13 protein-coding genes are annotated in these 16,208 nt (G+C 71.0%); 10 read left to right on the top strand and 3 right to left on the bottom strand.

Annotated elements, in window-relative coordinates; translation table 11 throughout:
• The first annotated feature begins 3 nt into the window (after positions 1–3).
• The 3 genes from DMB66_RS05175 to DMB66_RS05165 are packed head-to-tail and all read left to right on the top strand — an operon-like array spanning position 4 to position 5,005.
• Positions 4–549: an RNA polymerase sigma factor gene (locus DMB66_RS05175; RefSeq protein WP_199751983.1), complete on the top strand. Its 546-nt coding sequence runs from the start codon at positions 4–6 to the stop codon at positions 547–549.
• Positions 546–1,721, top strand: coding sequence for a CU044_5270 family protein (locus DMB66_RS05170; RefSeq protein ID WP_125802847.1), 1,176 nt, complete (start codon positions 546–548; stop codon positions 1,719–1,721). Before DMB66_RS05175 ends, DMB66_RS05170 begins: the two co-directional genes overlap by 4 nt.
• Entirely contained in the window at positions 1,718–5,005 is a 3,288-nt protein-coding gene (locus DMB66_RS05165; protein ID WP_125802846.1) for a S8 family serine peptidase, read from the top strand. Before DMB66_RS05170 ends, DMB66_RS05165 begins: the two co-directional genes overlap by 4 nt.
• Positions 5,006–5,065: 60 nt before the next feature.
• Here the strand turns inward: DMB66_RS05165 and DMB66_RS05160 are convergent, their stop codons facing one another.
• Entirely contained in the window at positions 5,066–8,287 is a 3,222-nt protein-coding gene (locus tag DMB66_RS05160; RefSeq protein ID WP_125802845.1) for an NACHT domain-containing NTPase, read from the bottom strand.
• A 294-nt stretch (positions 8,288–8,581) separates the two neighbouring features.
• Between DMB66_RS05160 and DMB66_RS05155 the strand changes: the two genes are divergently transcribed.
• On the top strand, positions 8,582–9,457 hold the full coding sequence (locus DMB66_RS05155) for an alpha/beta hydrolase (protein WP_125802844.1): 876 nt from the start codon (positions 8,582–8,584) through the stop codon (positions 9,455–9,457).
• A 53-nt stretch (positions 9,458–9,510) separates the two neighbouring features.
• On the opposite strand, the gene DMB66_RS05150 is transcribed toward DMB66_RS05155, so the two are convergent.
• Complete coding sequence (locus tag DMB66_RS05150) at positions 9,511–10,518, bottom strand: NADP-dependent oxidoreductase (protein WP_125802843.1); 1,008 nt, start codon at positions 10,516–10,518, stop codon at positions 9,511–9,513.
• A gap of 60 nt (positions 10,519–10,578) precedes the next feature.
• Here DMB66_RS05150 and DMB66_RS05145 point away from each other — a divergent pair, with 60 nt between their 5' ends.
• The 4 genes from DMB66_RS05145 to DMB66_RS05125 all read left to right on the top strand — a co-directional run bounded on the left by DMB66_RS05145 (position 10,579) and on the right by DMB66_RS05125 (position 14,872).
• Positions 10,579–11,091: a TetR/AcrR family transcriptional regulator gene (locus DMB66_RS05145; RefSeq protein ID WP_125802842.1), complete on the top strand. Its 513-nt coding sequence runs from the start codon at positions 10,579–10,581 to the stop codon at positions 11,089–11,091.
• 97 nt (positions 11,092–11,188) lie between these two features.
• Positions 11,189–12,382, top strand: a complete 1,194-nt coding sequence (locus DMB66_RS61020; RefSeq protein WP_158647143.1) for a hypothetical protein — start codon at positions 11,189–11,191, stop codon at positions 12,380–12,382.
• 151 nt (positions 12,383–12,533) lie between these two features.
• Positions 12,534–14,264, top strand: a complete 1,731-nt coding sequence (locus tag DMB66_RS05130) for a beta-galactosidase family protein (RefSeq protein ID WP_233624318.1) — start codon at positions 12,534–12,536, stop codon at positions 14,262–14,264.
• A gap of 8 nt (positions 14,265–14,272) precedes the next feature.
• Positions 14,273–14,872, top strand: a complete 600-nt coding sequence (locus tag DMB66_RS05125) for a sugar O-acetyltransferase (RefSeq protein WP_125802838.1) — start codon at positions 14,273–14,275, stop codon at positions 14,870–14,872.
• Positions 14,873–14,947: 75 nt separating this feature from the next.
• Here the strand turns inward: DMB66_RS05125 and DMB66_RS05120 are convergent, their stop codons facing one another.
• Positions 14,948–15,427, bottom strand: coding sequence for an RICIN domain-containing protein (locus DMB66_RS05120; RefSeq protein ID WP_125802837.1), 480 nt, complete (start codon positions 15,425–15,427; stop codon positions 14,948–14,950).
• 128 nt (positions 15,428–15,555) lie between these two features.
• On the opposite strand from DMB66_RS05120, the gene DMB66_RS05115 reads away from it, so the two are divergent.
• Positions 15,556–15,897, top strand: coding sequence for a hypothetical protein (locus DMB66_RS05115; RefSeq protein WP_125802836.1), 342 nt, complete (start codon positions 15,556–15,558; stop codon positions 15,895–15,897).
• A 35-nt stretch (positions 15,898–15,932) separates the two neighbouring features.
• A complete protein-coding gene (locus DMB66_RS05110) occupies positions 15,933–16,166 on the top strand; it encodes a DUF6289 family protein (protein ID WP_125802835.1) in 234 nt (77 codons plus the stop codon).
• Positions 16,167–16,208: the final 42 nt, after the last annotated feature.

Here is a 16,208-nt window from a genome sequence, read left to right as displayed (position 1 = left end):
CCAGTGACAGATGCCGACGCAAGCAGACGGTTCACCGCGATCTACGACGCACACTATGCGCAGGTGTACGCGTACGCGGTGGGCCGGGCCGGACGTCAGCTCGCCGACGACATAGTCAGCGACACCTTTCTCAGGGCGTGGCGCAGGCTGGGCGCGGTGCCGGAGGTGCCGTTGCCGTGGTTGCTCGGCGTCGCCCGCAACGTGGTCCGCGAGCGTTACCGCGACGAGGCCCGGCAGGCCAGCCTCGCGGCCGAGTTGCGTGCCTGGGTGGACGAGGCGGACGCGGACGTCGCCGACGGGGTGGCCGACCGGGCCGCGATGCTCGCCGCCTTCGCCCGGGTGAGCGAGGCCGATCGGGAGTTGCTGACCCTGATGGCCTGGCACGGCCTGTCGACCCGCGAGGCCGCGCGGGTGATCGGCTGCTCGCTGGCCACCTTCTTCGTGCGGCTGCACCGGGCCCGAAGAAGCCTGGAGAAGGCCCTGACCGCAGTGCCTCAGGTCGCTCGTCGCACCCAGATCAATCTTCCGTCCGAGGAGTACAGCCGATGAGCGCTCGTGGAGATCTGTTGAAGGCCCTGGCCGAGGCCCGGCCCGGCCGGCTCGACCCCGATTCCGACGCCCGCCGGGTCGACCCGTCGGTGATCATGGCGCACCCCCGGCCGGCCGCCCGCTCCGTACGCCGGCCGACGCGCCGGCTGGTACTGGCCGGGCTGGTGTCGACCGCGGCGGCGCTGGCGACCGGCGCGGTGTTCGTCGCAGCCGACGCCGACCGGACCGGGGCCGGAACGCCCGACGCACGGGCCGGGGACGTGTCGGTGGCACCCGCCCCCGCTCCCGCCGACCCCGCACCGGAGTCGGCGCGCGATCTGTTCCTGGTCGCCGCCGAGCGGAGCATGTCGAGCACCGCGACCGGCGGGCGCTACTGGGTGGTCAGCCGGGAGCACGGCGAACGGCGACCGGTGGGCCCGGCGAACCGGCCGTACGACATCATGCGCCGCGGCGCCGACGAGCAGTGGCAGGCGACCCGCGCCGGCGACGAGAGCTTCGTCGTCTACCAGTCCCTGGGCGCCACGCCGATCGCCGCCGCCGACCAGGCCGCCTGGCGGGCTGACGGTTCGCCTACCCGATGGATCGAGCCGCCGCCGCGTGACCTGCCGGACGCGAAGACCGTCGTCATCGAGGCCGCGGCCGGGCCGAGACACGCCCGGCCGATCCAAGACCCCACCCGGCTCTGGACGTACCCGATCGGCAGTGGGGACATGACCATCGCCCAGCTGGCCGAGTTGCCCACCGACCCGAAGGCGTTGAAGGCGTGGCTGCTCAAGCGGTTCAAGAAGGAGGGCAACCTCGAACCCACCGACTACTCGTTGTTCTGGAGCGGCCGGCACCTCGTCTTCGACTTGCCGGTGCCACCCCGGGTGCGCGCGGCCGCGTACCGGATGCTGGCCGACGTCGAGGGCGTGGCGTTCCTGGGCCCGGCCACCGACCAGCGGGGCCGCGGTGGCATGGCGGTGGCCTACGTCCGCAAGGGCGACGGTGGAAGCTGGGTCCAGACCCGGCTGATCGTCGATCCGCGGACCGGCCAGGCGCTCGCCCAGGAGTCCTGGAACCTCGGGAAGGGTGAGTCCGCCGGGTCGACCGGGCAGCTGATGAGCTACGAGCTCGTGCTGAGCGCCGGTTTCCGCGACGACACCCCGCCGACCGACCTGCCGACCCGATGAACCGACCGAAGCGGGCGGCTGCCGGCCTGGCGGCCGCGGTGGCGGTGGCCGGGCTGCTGCTGGTGCCCCACGACGCCACAGCCGGGACGGCGGAAGGTGCGGACACCGCCGGCGCGGCGCCTCGCACGGTGACTCTGCTGACCGGAGACCGGGTGACCGCGCTGGAAGGCGATGACGACGTGGTGTCGGTGGAGCCCGGGGCCGGGCGCGAAGGCGTCACGTTCCTGACCCGGCGGGTCCGCGGGCACCTCAGCATCATCCCGAACGACGCGCTCGGCCTGCTGGGTGCGGGCCGGCTGGATCCCCGGCTGTTCGACGTGACGACGTTGCTGGGGTACGGATACGACGACCGCCGGGCCGACCTGCCGTTGATCGTGATGACGGGCGGGGCGAAGGCGGCCGTACCGATCGCGGGCGCGGCCGTCGCCCGGCGACTGCCCCGGCTCGGCGGGGTGGCGATGCGGCAGCATCGCACCAGGCCCGGCGCGTTCTGGGAGAGCCTGACCACCGGATCGGGCCGGGACCGGACGATGAGACCCGGCGTGGCGAAGGTGTGGCTGGACGGCGTACGCCAACCGGCGCTGGACGCCTCCATACCGCAGATCGGCGCACCGACCGCGTGGCAAGCGGGCTACACCGGCTCGGGCGTGTCCGTGGCGGTGCTGGACACCGGCATCGACGACACCCACCCGGACCTCGCCGGGCGGGTGACCGCCCGCCGCGACTTCACCGGCGGTGTGGAAGACGACCGCGACATCGTCGGGCACGGCACGCACGTCGCCTCGACGATCGCCGGCAGCGGCGCCGCCTCCGGCGGGAGGTATCGCGGCGTCGCCCCGGGCACCCACCTGCTCGACGGCAAGGTGTGCGTCGAGTACGGCTGCGAGGAATCGTGGATTCTCGCCGGCATGGAATGGGCCGCCGCCGAGCAGCGCGCGAAGGTGGTCAGCATGAGCCTCGGCGGTGCGGACACCCCCGAGATCGACCCGCTGGAGCAAGCCGTCAACACGCTGACCGAGCAGTACGGCACGCTGTTCGTCATCGCCGCCGGCAACGAGCATTCTCCCGAGAGCGTCGGTTCGCCGGCGAGTGCCGACGCGGCGCTGGCGGTCGGGGCCGTCGACAGGTCCGACCTGCTCGCGGACTTCTCCAGCCGCGGTCCGCGGGTCGGCGACGGCGCCGTCAAGCCGGACATCACCGCGCCCGGCGTGGCGATCACCGCAGCCCGGGGCAGGGACGCCACCGCGGTGGGCGGCGAGCCGGGCGATCCGTACGTGACGCTGTCGGGTACGTCGATGGCTGCCCCGCACGTGGCCGGAGCCGCCGCGATCCTGGCCCAGCAGCATCCGGACTGGACCGGGCAAAGGCTCAAGGCCACGCTGATGGCGTCGGCGAAACCCACCGCCGGGGTGGACGCTTTCGGGCAGGGGGCCGGGCGGGTCGATGTCGCACGGGCCATCACCCAGCAGGTCACCGCAGTCCCGCCGAGCCTCAGCTTCGGGATCCAGGCGTGGCCACACGCGGACGACGACGTGCTGACCCGCGACATCACCTATCGCAACACCGGTACGGCAGCGGTCACCTTGGCACTGGCCCTCGACAGCGCGGCCCCGGCCGGCACGTTCGCGGTCAGCCCGGCGGCCGTGACCATCCCCGGCGGCGGCGCTGCCACGGTCACCGTCTCCGCCGACACCCGGGTGGAGGGACCGGACGGCCGGATCACCGCCACGCTCGCCGCCGCCGGCGACGGCCAGTCGGTGAGTACCCCCTTGGGGGTGGACAAGCAGATCGAGACGCACGAGATCACGCTCCGGCACATCGGCCGTTCCGGCGCTCCGGGTGCGGGATTCGGCGTCGACGTCGTCGGTTGGGACGGCACGAAGAGCTTCTTCGCGCTGGTCCGCGGCAGCGTCGCGACGCTGCGGGTGCCCGCGGGCCGGTACGTCCTCTTCGGCGCGCTGTTCGGACTCCAGCCGGCGCCGACGATGACCTTCGTCGCGCAGCCGGTGCTCGATGCGACAGCTGACCGCACCGTGACAATGGACGAGCGGCACGCCAAGCCGAACACCGTCACCGTGCCCAGAGCATCGGCCACGCAGGTGCATGCGCACGTCGGACTCACCGTGTTGACGCCCGGAGAGCCCATCATCGGCGGACAGTACGCCACGACGTTTGACGAGGTGTTCACCCTGCAGGTCGGTGACGACCGGCCGGGCGACGCCCTGGTATCCCACCTCACGGGGGTGTGGGCCGAACCCGGCGCGGACAGCCCCTACAGCTATGCGATCAGCCACTACCAACCGGGCGGGATGATCTCCGGCTACCGGCGTACGGTCGCCGAATCGGAGCTGGCCAAGGTACGGCTGACGACCGCGGGTGGCGATGACGGCCTCGCCGGCTTGTGGTTCACCACCAGCCGGCTGGCCGGCAGAAACGACGAGAACAGGTACGAGACGTTGGTCATGCCGCTACGGGTCCGGCAACCGTCCACCGTCACCCGCTACTTCAACACGGACGGCGGCGTGCAATGGCGGTCGGGTCTGCGTCAGGTCCAGGCGGACGGCGAGTACCGCGGCCCCTATACGTTCGGCGCCTGGACCGGCTACGAGCGGGGTCGCAGCTACGACGAGAGCTGGAATCAAGCGGTGTTCGGCCCGGCCTTCCCCAGGGCTGACGACCGCAGCACCGGTGTCACCCGGCTCGCCGACACGGTCACCGTGAACCTTCCGCTCTTCGGTGACGGCGCCGGCCGGGTGGCAGACGAAAGAAACACGGGTACGACAACCCTGTTCCGTGACGGCGTCAAGCTCGGCACCGGCGCCGAATTCACCGTGCCGCCGGCCGACGCCTCGTTCCGGCTGGAGGTGAACGCGGAACGGGAACCGCAGTATCAACTCTCCACCCGGGTCAGCGCCGCCTGGGAATTCCGATCCGGGCATGTCGACGGCACCCGGGCCGCGGCGCTTCCACTGTGGGCGGTGCGCTTCGCACCGCGACTCGACGAGGACAACACCGCGCCGGCCGGGCGTGCCTTCACGATCCCGGTGGTCGCCACCCCGGCACCGAGCGCCGGGACCGGAAGGCTGCGGGAGCTCACCGTCGACGTCTCCTACGACGACGGAGCCACCTGGACCCGCGCCACCATGCGCGGCGGCAAGGCGTTGCTGCACCACCCGAGGGGCAGCGGCTTCGTCTCGTTGCGCGCCAGGGCGAAGGACACCGGCGGCAACGGCGTGGACCAGACCATCATCCACGCCTACCGGTACGGCAAAGGCGGGTCATAGACGAGGTCGCCCGCCCGGTGTCCGATGTCGACCGCGCGAGCAGGGATATACCACCGTGGATCAGAACGGCGGGATCGTGACGGACTCTGTCACTACCTGCCGGATCAGCGCGCGACGTGCCGCATCGCCGGCACCGACGGGCACTCGGGCGCCGATGTCTCCCGCCCACTGTTCGGCGAGGTCGGCGGCCAGCGACCGGTGCCGGAGATAGGCGAATCCGTAGATGTCGCGATCGGATCGCTGCCAGACGGCTTCGCCGGCCAGGAGTGCGATCTCGATGTTCCGGTCCCGTGGGGCCAACGTCATGACGTCCTCGTCGGTGTCCACCGGTGTCAGCAGGAGCCTGCCCACCGCTGGCACCGCCCGTATGAGATCCGGGTAGAGGGCGACCAGCAACGCCAACCCGGGACCGAGGTCCGCCTGCTGATTTCCGGACGCCAGAAGAACCTTGAGGATGCTCGCGCGGGCGCCGGCGGCCAGATTGTCACCGAACCGACACAGGTAGGCGACCGCTGGCCGGGCCAACCAGGAGGCGGTCTCCCCGGCCGCGCGGAAGGCGGCGACGAGATGCTCGTGGTCGATGGAGCCCAGGTCCGGCGACGGATCGGTGAGCGCCGCGATGAGTTCGCCGGACAGTTCCTCGTCGCGGTCCGCGCCGCTGAGCCGGTAGGTGCCGGTCATCGCGGCGATACCCGCGTTGTAGGCGGCGCCGCGGACCCGGTTGGCGGTCTCCAGCCGGAGCCGGGTGACGAACGTGTTGGCGACCGGGTCAGTACGTGCCTCGATCCCGGCCCATCGACCGGCCGGGCGACCCAGCAGGGAGAGCAGCCCGCGCCACTCCTCGCCGAATTCACGCTGGAATGTCGCATGCCACAGATCCAGCAGGGTGGTCCACCACTCCTCCGGGTCGATGCCGGCCGGCGCCAGGTAGGCCAGTGGCACGGGCTCCTCGACCAGTTGGGTGAGCAGCAACACGAGGTTCGCCGTGTAGGTGGCCAGGCGGTCGAGGTACCGGCCGCCCGACGGGTCGTAGCTCGCGAACGCGCCCTTGCCCCATCGTTCCGGTGCCGCCCGGATCAGCCGGCTGACCACGGCCAGTACGCCTTCCCGGGTTTTCTCGCTCTCCACCTCGAGCAGTTGGCGGGCGAACGGCAGGACGGCGGCAGCGCCCGCGGTGACCAGGCGGTGCGAGAGCAACGCGAACAGCAGGTCGTCGTCCCACTGCTGCGAGGAGGGGCGCCCCAGCGCCTGATGAAGGTCGGACAGTTGCTCCACCAGTTGGTACGCGACCAGGTACTCACCGAAGGTGGCGTGCAGGAACTCGTAGCTGCGCCCGGCGTTGCCGCCGTCAGCTTCGGCCGCCGTGATGAAGAAGAATCGGCCGATGATCCGCTGTGCCGGGTCCAGCATGCCCGCCGGCGTGAGGATCGGGTCGGCGTTCCGGCGGCTCAGCGCGGCCAGGTCGAGCCGCAGCTGATCCTCGCCGAGGTGCAGGCGGCCCCGATTGATCATGCCGAAGGCCACCACACCCAGCTGCCAGAGGGCGTCGTAGCGGCGTTGGGCCGGGCTGCCGGCGCCGGCCTGGCCGGGCTTGGCGATCTCGCGGGTGATGAAGTCGTGCAGCAGGGCGCCGTACAGCCCGGCTGCGGAGTCTTCCTCGGGTAGCGGGCGGCGAGAGGCATAGAGAGCCAGAAGGAGTAGCAACAACGGCTGGTGGGAGAGGTCGCCGAGGCGAAGGATCCGTGACATGTCCAGGTCGAGCAGCCCCGAGCCCGCATTGGTGGCCCGCCAAATTTCCAGCCAGCGCTCGACTTGGGTGTCGGAGAAGTCCTCCAGTTTGACCACCAGCGAACCGTCCGGGATCTCGGCCAGATCGGCGACGATCGTGCGGGCGGTGACCACCACGGCCAGGGGGTTGCCGGTAACCTTCTCGACCCGCTGCAACTCGGTGACCCCGGCCAGATAGCTGGACTGGGTGGAGCCGGTCGCTTGCATGAGCTCGTCGAGACCGTCGATGAAGAGCACGCGGACAGTGCCCTCCGCCGCGTCGCAGAACCCGGCCCAGCCGACCCGGCCGTTGGTGGCCTTCTCCAAAGCGCCGCTCATCTGTTGGTAAAGCGGCGCGGTCGGATCAGTCACGTCGCGCAGGGCTATCCGTACGGGGGTGAACCGGTCGGCGGTGGACAGGCGGGCGGCGCAAACCTTGGTGAACAGGCTCTTGCCGGAACCGGGGTGGCCGAGCACCACGAGTGGACGGTCCACGCTGACCGGTGCCGCGAAGTGCCCGGCCAGGAACGTTTCGATGTCGTCGCCGAGCGGCTGGTCCGCCCACCATTGCTCGTCGGCGGCGCGGACGTCGGGTCCGGCGAGCGCCCAGCGGAACCGCGGGCTGACGTAGCCGGCCTCGACCGTGGGCAGGGTGACGCCGGCGAGGTCACCGGTCTCGGCCACCGGAATGAGCAACGTGCCGAAGACGTCCCTGTTGATCGCCCGGACCGTGCCGAGTAGACGGGCCGGCCCGCGCTCCTCGTGGCGGACGATGGTGGCGACCAGATCTTCCAGCCGGGCTAGCGATGCATCGGTCTGCTGCTGAGTGGCCGCGTGTTCGCCGAGCATCGCCCAGATCTCGAACTCTCGGACGTCCGCGGCGAGCCGGGCGTACTCGGCGCGGTAGCGGTTGGTGGCCCGTTCGGTGATCTGCTTGACCAGCGGATCGGTGTCGCGGGTCTCCTGTTCGCGGGGCCAGCCGGCAAAGCTGGCGAAGAACTCCAGGCTGGTCCGGGCCAGGTCGCGGTAGAACGGCTCGATCCGTTCGGTGATCGTCCGATGCAGCCCGGCCGTCGCGTCAGGCAGTGGGATCCGCCCGGAGGCGACCAGGCCGATTGCCCGTTCACCGGCCGCGGTGGTGAGGTGGGCGACATCCTCGTCGGTCAGATCCAGTTCGTCGTAGACCGGGCCGAGCAACTCGCGTATAGCGGCGAAGAAGGAGCCGTAGACCAGCGCGGTGTGCGTGGCGGCGAGAACCTCGAAGCGGTTCCGGCGTTCGCCCGTGCGTAACCGTTCCCAGCCAGCTGAGACCAGGCCGTCGAGCAGGCGCATCAGCTCATTCTTCTGGTCTACCCAGCCGAAGACGGCGACCAACTGGGAGACACCGGTCATCAGGAAGCCGACGCCACTGCCCAGGATGGCGAGCCCGAGGAGGCGGTCGAGGCGCTCAACGACCTTCGGGGTGTCGGCGAGGATGCGACGCGCACCGTCGAGTGTGTAAGGATCGGAGCCCACGAGACGTGATGGTAGTGGGAGCCCTGGTGAAACGGCTCGATGCCGGGCAGGCCCGCCACGCGTCGAGCACTCTTCCCGCGCAGTCTGCCGACGTCGGCAGCCGCCAACCGGGAGCGGAAACACTGTCGTCATATCGGCGTAACAGGATGGCGATGGGATTACCGCCCAGTAACAAAGTGATCGAGTATTGACATGCCTCGATGGCGAGGCAGCCGGGACCACCCGGCGCCGCGAGCCATCACCGCGGCTCCGGGTGACGACGGCCCGCTCCTCCCCACCTTAGGGAGCTCGGTCATGCGAAACCCCGTCAAGCACCTGCTCACCGCCGCCACCCTCGTCGCCACCCTCGTCGCCGCGCTCGTCGCCGTACCCGCCGGTCCGGCGCTGGCGGCCAACCCGTACGAGCGCGGGCCCGCCCCCACCACGGCCAGCATCGAGGCCAGCCTCGGTTCGTTCGCCATCGCCCAGGTCACCGTCGCCCGCAGCAGCGTCTCCGGCTTCGGCGGCGGCACCATCTACTACCCGACCAGCACCGCCGAGGGCACCTTCGGCGCGGTCGCCGCCTCGCCCGGCTTCACCGCCTCGCAGTCGAGCGTCGCCTGGTACGGCCCCCGCCTCGCCTCGCAGGGCTTCGTGGTCATCACCATCGACACGCTCAGCACCCTCGACTCACCGGCCAGCCGGGGCACCCAGCTGCTGGCCGCCCTCGACTACCTCACCACCAGCAGCGCCGTGCGCACCCGGATCGACGCGACCCGGCTCGGCGTCATGGGCCACTCGATGGGCGGCGGGGGCAGCCTGGCCGCCTCCCGGACCCGCCCGGCGCTGCAGGCGGCCATCCCGCTGGCGCCCTACCACACCACCAAGAACTGGTCGACCGACACCGTGCCGACCCTGATCATCGGGGCCGAGAACGACTCGGTGGCGCCGGTGTCGTCGCACGCCGAGCCGTTCTACACCAGCCTGCCGGCCAGCTCCGACAAGGCCTACCTCGAGCTCAACAACGCCTCGCACTCCGCGCCGACCTCGACCAACGTGACGATCGCCAAGTACAGCATCTCGTGGCTCAAGCGCTTCATCGACGACGACACCCGCTACGAGCAGTTCCTCTGCCCGGCGCCCAGCGGCTCGACCATCCAGGAATACCGCGACACCTGTCCGCACTCCTAGCCACGCCGGCGGCTCGCCACCGGGCAACCGGTGGCGAGCCGTCATCGTGCCGATCAGGCGATCTTGACCAGGATCTTGCCCTGACCGTCGCCGCGCATCATCGCCAGGAAGGCCTCCGGCGCCCGGTCCAGGCCCTCGAACACGGTCTCGTGGTGGCGGATGCTGCCGTCGGCCACCAGCGGCGCCACGTCCCTGACGAAGGCGTCCCGCAGGTCACCGTGGTCGGTGACCAGCATGCCGCGCATGGTGATGCGCTTGCCGATCAGCTGGGCCAGGTTGCGCGGCGCGGGCGTCGGCTCGGTGGCGTTGTAGACGCTGATCATGCCGCAGACCGTGATCCGCCCGTGCACGTTCATCGTCGCGATGGCGGCCTCCAGCTGCTCGCCGCCGACGTTGTCGAAATACACGTCGATGCCGTCCGGCGCGGCCCGCTTGAGCTGGTCGCGGACCGGGCCGTCGTGGTAGTCGAACGCCTCGTCGAAGCCGAGGTCGTCCTTGAGGAAGGCGACCTTCGCGGCCGAGCCCGCGCTGCCGATCACCTTGGCCGCGCCCTTGTGCTTGGCGAGCTGGCCGACGACCTGGCCGACGGCGCCGGCCGCACTGGAGACGAAGACGACATCTCCGGCCTTGAACTCGGCGGTGCGCAGCAGACCCGCGTACGCGGTCAGCCCGGTCATGCCGAGCACTGACAGGTACGCGGCGTGCGGCGCCACCGACGGGTCGACCTTGGCGGCGGAGCGGGCGTCGACGAGCGCGTACTCGCGCCATCCGAGGCCGTGCAGCACGGTGTCACCGGGCTTGAAGCCGTCGACGGTCGACTCGACGACCTCGCCCACGGCGCCGCCCTGCAGCGCCTCACCGACCTTGAACGGCGGCACGTACGACTCGCGGTCGTCCATCCGGCTCCGCATGTACGGGTCGACGCTCATCAGCAGGTTGTGCACCAGCAGCTGGCCGGGGGCGGGATCGGCCACCTCGGCACGGGTGATCTCGAAGGTCTCGGCGGTGGGCCAGCCGTGCGGCCGGGCCGCCAGCCGGACCTCGGTGGAGTGTACGGACACTGGACCCTCCCGGAGATCGCGAATGTATACACTGCGCACATTAGGAAGGCGGTGTGCGCAGTGTCAACTTCGAGGCCCTATCACCACGGCGATCTGCCGGCGGCGCTGCTCGCCGCGGCGCTCGCCCTGCTGGAGGACGACGAGGCCTTCTCGCTGCGGGCGGTGGCCCGCCGGGCGGGCGTTTCGCCGAACGCGCCGTACCGACACTACGCCGACAAGGAGGCCCTGCTCGCCGCCCTGGCGACACACGGCTTCGCCCAGCTCGCGGATCGGCTGGAGGCGGCCACGGAGCTGACCGACATGGCCGAGCAGTACGTCGCGTTCGCCCTCGCCCACCCCGGCCTGTTCCGGCTGATGTACGGCCGGCCCACCGCCAACGCCGCCGCCGCGCGGACGGCGGAGATCCTGGCGAGCCGGCTCGCCGGACCGGCCCTGCAGATCGGCGCCTGGGCCCTGGTGCACGGGCTGGCGGTGCTCCTGCTCGACGGCAAGCTCACCTGCGCCGACCCCGCCCAGCTGGTCAGGGCGACGGTCGCCGCCGTGCTCACCCCCGCCGCACAGGTCCGGGGCTGAGATCGGTTGGCTGACGGCCATATGACAGGTCGTCTTGCTGTCAGCCGCCGCACCGGTCTGTCACGCTCGAACGAGCGGGGACGATGGGGGTGGCGTGGTGGAACTCTTTCGTCAGTGGAACCGGCACGAGAGGTCGCGCGAAACCGGGCAGGCCGCCACGTCCGGGCCGACCCGCACGCCAGGCTCGTCGCCACCGGCGGAGACCGGCTCGTTCGATCTCGGAAATTACCACGTGCCGCGCCGGTTCGATGCCGGGGGCAGCGGATCGTTCCTACCGCCCTGGGCCGACGCGGAGCTCGATCCGCAGCGCCTCGACGGGAGATCCCCGCAGCCCGCGCACCGGGCGACGCCCCGGCCGCAGCAGCCGCGGGCCGGCCGTGCGCCGCGCGACGGGCTCCTGCACCGGATGCTCTCGCCGGCCGCGCTGGACGGGCCGGAGATGGACGTGGAGAGCCGGCCCCGCCGCAGCTATCCCGTCCGCTGGCCGGGCACGTCCCGCGAGACCCGGATCCGCCCGGAATATCACGGCGTCGGGGTCCCGCCGGCCGCCACCCACGCTCACGGCCGGATGCCCACCCGGGGGCTCGGGCTGATGTTCCCGCCGCACACCGTGCACGCCCGGGAGTCGACGTCGGTGGTGACCGGCGACCACTGTGAACTCACGCGGGTCGATCACGTCCACATCCGGCAGGCGGTGGTGGCGCAGGACGACGCGCTGCGGTCCGCCGAGGTCAGCGAGATCGTCGCGCGGGCCGGACCCGGCCGGGACAACGCCGGCGTCGTCCACGAGCTGCGCAGAACGCTGAACGACCTGGTGGAACGCCCGGCGCCGGCCGGCCGGACGACGATGAGCCGGCAGCTCCGCGCGGACTGCCTGCCATCCATCCACCGGGCGGAGACGGTCCAGCTCGGCGACGACGCCATGACGCGTCTCGATTCCCGGTACGTCGTGGAGCGGACGATCGTCCCGGCGGGCGCCCTGCTGGCCGGCAGCGAGGTGCTGGCGTCCCGCTACGTCGCCATCGTCGCCGACGCGTCGGACGATCCCGGCGCCCTGGCCGAGTTCCTCGGTGACCTGGTCGGCGCCGCGGCGAACGCCACGGACGACAACGTGCTCGGATACGCCGACGGGCTGCCGGACCAGCGGGCCACCGTCCTCGGCCTGTTCGGGATGGTCACGGTCAACCCCGCGACCAGCGTCATGATCGGCGTCGGCGATCAGCCGCACACCGAGCTCGACCTCGCCTCCGCACGCTTCCGCCCGGTCGCGACATCGCGCGAGCCGGCCTGAGGCCGGCTCGCGCGGCCACGGAACGACATCCCCTGTTGACGGCGCGCGGGGCCTGGTGAAGAATTCGTTAACGGTCACGTTACCGCTAACGAGGCCTTTCGGCGGGGCCCACGATGAGAACTGCGGGGTAGCGATCACCATGGTGCTGGAAGTGGCGGACGACGGATTCCTGCTCGACGGTGCGCCGTTCCGGATCATCGCCGGCGCGATGCACTACTTCCGGATCCATCCGGGGCAGTGGGCCGACCGCATCGACAAAGCGCGGCTGCTGGGCCTCAACGCGATCGACGTCTACGTGCCGTGGAACGCTCACCAGCCGAGCCGCGGCGTGTTCGACCTCGAGGGCATCCTCGACCTGCCGCGCTACCTCGACCTGATCGCCGCGGCCGGGCTGCGGGTGGTGTTGCGCCCGGGGCCGTACATCTGCGCCGAGTGGGACGGCGGCGGCCTGCCGGCCTGGCTGACCTCAGACCCGGGGGTACGCCTGCGCAGCAGCGACCCGGTCTACCTGACAGCCGTCGACGAGTGGTTCGACCGGCTGATGCAGGTGCTGGCGCCATACCTGGCCGGCAACGGCGGCCCGATCATCGCCGTGCAGGTCGAGAACGAGTTCGGGGCCTACGGCGACGACCCGGCCTACCTGCGGCATCTGGCCGACGGCCTGCGGCGCCGCGGCGTCACCGAGCCGCTGTTCACCTGCGACCAGGCGAACGACGAGATGCTCAAGCGGGGCGGGTGCGAGGGCGTGCTGCGCACCGCGTCGTTCGGCGGCAACGTCGACCGCGCGCTGGAGGCTCTGCGCCGCCACCAGCCGTCCGGGCCGCTGATGTGCGCCGAGTTCTGGAACGGCTGGTTCGACCACTGGGGCGGCCCGCACCACGTCCGCGACCCACGCAACGCGGCCGACGACCTCGGCCGGCTCCTCGCCACGGGCGCCTCGGTGAGTCTCTACATGTTCCACGGCGGGACCAATTTCGGCACCACCAGCGGGGCCAACCTCAAACACGCCTACGAACCCACCGTGACGTCGTACGACTACGACGCACCGCTGAGCGAGAACGGCGCCGTCACGCCCAAGTACCGAATGATGCGCGAGGTCATCGCCACCTACGGCGCCGTCCCGGACGAGCCGCTGCCGGAGCCCGCACCCACCGTCGAGCACCGCGGCATCGTGCTCGGCGAGGCGGTGCACCTGTTCGACGCCGCACCGGTGCTCGGCACGACGATCACCACGGACACTCCCGTACGCACGGAGTCGGGCGGCCTCGTGCTGTACCGGTCCGAGGTGCCCGCGGCCGGGCCGGCGGTGCTGACGCTCACCTCGTACGCGGATCGCGCCCAGGTCTTCCTCGACGGCGCCGCCGCCGGCACGCTGGAGCGGGAGAAGCACGAGCATGCCCTGCCGATCGTGGCCGCCCGGCCCGCTGCGGAGCTCACCCTGCTCGTGGAGGACATGGGACGCGTCAACTACGGACCGGGGCTGGCCGACCCCAAGGGCCTGCTCGGCCCGGTGACGGTGAACGGCGTACCGCTGACCGGCTGGACCCGGACGTCCGTGCCCCTGCACGATCTCGCCGCGCTCGAGTACGCCCCGGCCGCGGCCCGGGCGACGGCCGGTCCGGCGTTCCGCCGCGGCGAGTTCACCCTCGGCGCCGCCGCCGACTCCTTCCTCGCCCTGCCCGGCTGGGAGAAGGGGCTGGCCTGGATCAACGGCTTCCCGCTCGGCCGGTACTGGGCGCGCGGGCCGCAGCGCACGCTGTATGTGCCGGCGCCGGTGCTGCGCGCCGGCCGCAACGAGATCGTCGTCCTGGAACTGCAGGCGTCCACCACCGACACGGTCGACCTGCTGGCCGAGCCCGACCTCGGCACGGTCACCGACTGACCGCCGCCATGTCGCGGAGCGATGAGCAAGCGGTCCTGGAGCGGATCCGCCGGGGCCTCATCTACACCGAGTCGGAAGCGTCGTTTCAGGCCGCCCGGCGGCGCACCGATCTCATCTTCGAATACAACCACACACCGCCGAGCGAGGCGGACCGGCGAAGGTCATTGCTCGTCGCGATCCTCGGGTCCGTCGGAAAGCGCACCGTGCTGCTTCCGCCCTTTCACGCCGGATTCGGAAGCAACGTCCACATCGGCGACGACTTCTTCGGCAACGTCAATCTCACGTTCGTCGACGACGTGGACATCCGCATCGGCGACGGCGTGATGATCGCGCCCGGCGTCACGCTGACGACAACGGGTCACCCGGTGCATCCCGCACGCCGGGTCGACTTCGCCCGGTTCTCGGAACCGATCGTCATCGAGGACAAGGTGTGGATCGGCAGCAATGTCGTCGTCCTGCCGGGAGTCCGAATCGGATACGGTGCCGTCATCGGCGCGGGCAGCGTCGTCAGCCGCGACGTCCCTCCGATGGTGGTCGCCGTCGGGGCGCCCTGCCGGACACTCCGGCCCATCACCGACGCCGACCTGACGACCCGGGCCCCGGCCTGATCATCGCAGCGTGGCGACCCCGGGGGTGCGGACGGACCACGGGGTTCCGGGTCCGCCCGCCGCGTCGCGTCTCTGTCAGCGGATCTGCCACACCTGGCTGGAATCCCCGGCGACACAGTTGTTGATGACCAGGCCGGCGCCGAGAGTGTCCAGGCACTTCCCGCCGACTCGGGACTTGATGTTGTCGAATGGCAGGAAGACGCGCTGGAAGCTCCAGTGCATCGTCGTGCTGTTCGTACACGTCCAGATCTGGACCGGGTTCACCCGGTCCCGCACGTCCATGCACATCGCCGGCTGGGCGTTGTTGACCATGATGTAGTGCCCACCGCCGACGCTGATCCGGCTCCAGAGCTGCGCCTGATTTCCGTCGGTGCATTGCCGCTGAACGACCAGGGCACCGTTGCCGACACCCGCGGGTTCGGCACACAGGCCGGTCTCGAAGTTGGAAATCGCGATGACATCGGCCGCGTTGGCGGGCTGGGCGATAGCGACACCGGCCAATGTGGTCCCCAAGGCGACCAGCGTGACGGCGGCGATCCGCAACAGGCTTCTCATGAGCTTCCCCTCTTTCGGTAAAGGCTGTTCCCGACCGGCTGCCGGAACAGCGGTCGAGTGCACTGTGTCCAGGTGGGCTGAAATGGGACTGACGCGGCGCTGAAGCGCGGACCCGTCCGGTCTCGGTGGTGCAGCTGCGCGACCCCGTCGCGGGTCCGGTCGCGGAGCTCCCCGCGGGCCCAGCGGGCCCGCGCCTGGTCAGCGACGGAGATTTCGCCGATGTGCGGGTCGCGCGACTGTCCACCGGCCAGATCGAGGCGGCGCCGCGGGGCTTGCCCGAAGCACCGGATCAGGCGTCGGTGGGCACGTCGGACGGCCTGTCCGCGGCCGGCGCGAAGCTCACCTTCCAACGCGGCCGCAGCCGCTCCATGATGGACGTAACTGCCGACACGCGTAACATGTCGCGCCCGCCGCAATACGCACGCCTGGGCAGGAACGCCCGTTGTCCATGGTGGACCGGCGCCGGATAATCCTTGCTATTCCGTGCGCTACGAAAGGGTTCCCCATGATCCGTCGTGTGCTCATGACCGCGGCTCTCGTCGCGACCACCATCCTGGCCGTTCCCGGGAGCCCCGCGCAGGCCCGGGCCTGCCCGCTCGACTGGTACTGCCACTGGGTCTACTACAGCGACTCGACCTACACCACCGTCGTCGGCGAGCGCGTGACCGGCTGCCCCGGCGACAGCTCCGGCTGGGGCGTGCGCTCCTCGCACCAGGAATACACCGAGTTCCCCTGCTGAGCACCATCGTGCGATGACCCGCGCCGGTGATCCGGCGCCGCC

It is taken from the genome of Actinoplanes sp. ATCC 53533 (assembly GCF_003947245.1).
The sequence above is the reverse complement of the archived record's forward strand: the minus strand, read 5'-3'. Positions and strand labels throughout refer to the sequence as shown.

Excerpts from the sequence above, each read along its gene's own strand:
- DMB66_RS05170 (WP_125802847.1), top strand. The coding sequence starts at position 546 with ATGAGCGCTCGTGGAGATCTGTTGAAGGCCCTGGCCGAGGCCCGGCCC.
- DMB66_RS05165 (WP_125802846.1), top strand. The coding sequence starts at position 1,718 with ATGAACCGACCGAAGCGGGCGGCTGCCGGCCTGGCGGCCGCGGTGGCG.
- DMB66_RS05155 (WP_125802844.1), top strand. The coding sequence starts at position 8,582 with ATGCGAAACCCCGTCAAGCACCTGCTCACCGCCGCCACCCTCGTCGCC.
- DMB66_RS05125 (WP_125802838.1), top strand. The coding sequence starts at position 14,273 with ATGTCGCGGAGCGATGAGCAAGCGGTCCTGGAGCGGATCCGCCGGGGC.
- DMB66_RS05120 (WP_125802837.1), bottom strand. The coding sequence starts at position 15,427 with ATGAGAAGCCTGTTGCGGATCGCCGCCGTCACGCTGGTCGCCTTGGGG.
- DMB66_RS05110 (WP_125802835.1), top strand. The coding sequence starts at position 15,933 with ATGATCCGTCGTGTGCTCATGACCGCGGCTCTCGTCGCGACCACCATC.